Below are 871 nucleotides of genomic sequence, written 5' to 3'. Positions count from 1 at the left end.
CGTTCATCCGCCGGAAGTCCCAGAAGACCGCGCCCTTGGTGCCGTGCACCTCGAAGCCGTAGTTGTTCTGCTCGCCCACCGCGACCCGGCTGGCCTCCAGCACCCCCCGCGCGCCGGACGCGAATCGCAGCAGGCAGCTCACGTAGTCCTCGTTCTCGACCGGGCCGAGCTGTCCGCCGGTGGCGAGCGCGTGGCCGGCGGTGGCGCCGGTGGGGCGGGCGCGTTCGGGGAGGAAGACGGCGGTGTCGGCGGTGAGCGCGCTGATCTCGCCGAGCAGGTGGCGGGCGAGGTCGACGCCGTGGGAGGCGAGGTCGCCGAGGACGCCGCTGCCGCCTCGTTCGCGCTCGTAGCGCCAGGTGAGGGCGCCGTCGGGGTGGGCGGCGTAGTCGCTGAGCAGCCGTACTCGCAGATGGGTGACGGTGCCGAGTTCGCCGCCGCGGATCAGCTCGCGGGCGGTCTGCACGGCGGGCGCGTTGCGGTAGTTGAACCCGACGGCGGCCCGGACGCCGGCGGCCGTCACGGCGTCCGCCACGGCACGGGCGTCGGCCGCCGTGAGGCCGACCGGTTTCTCGATCCACAGGTGCTTGCCGGCTTCGGCGACCGCGACCCCGATCTCCCGGTGCAGGAAGTTGGGCGCGGTGACGCTGACGGCGTCGACCCTCGGGTCGGCGAGGACGTCACGCCAGTGGGCGGCGGTGTCGGCGAAGCCGAAGCGCGCCGCGGCCTCCTCGGCCCGGCCCGGTACCTCGTCGGCGACGGCCACCAGGCGCGGGCGCAGGGGGAGGTCGGGGAAGTGGTGCGGCACCCGGACGTACGCCTGTGTGTGGACGCCTGTGTCTTATACACATATGACGCTGCCGACGAACCGTAC

General features: G+C 73.7%; 1 protein-coding gene. It reads right to left on the bottom strand.

The window, feature by feature from the left end:
- Positions 1 to 805: Gfo/Idh/MocA family protein (locus GL263_RS27335; RefSeq protein ID WP_323379588.1), on the bottom strand; the 805-nt coding region annotated here is incomplete at its 3' end.
- Between the last annotated feature and the right edge of the window lie 66 nt (positions 806 to 871).

The organism is Streptomyces durbertensis, from assembly GCF_014156695.1.
GTDB classification, from domain to species: domain Bacteria; phylum Actinomycetota; class Actinomycetes; order Streptomycetales; family Streptomycetaceae; genus Streptomyces; species Streptomyces durbertensis.
The sequence above is the reverse complement of the archived record's forward strand: the minus strand, read 5'-3'. Positions and strand labels throughout refer to the sequence as shown.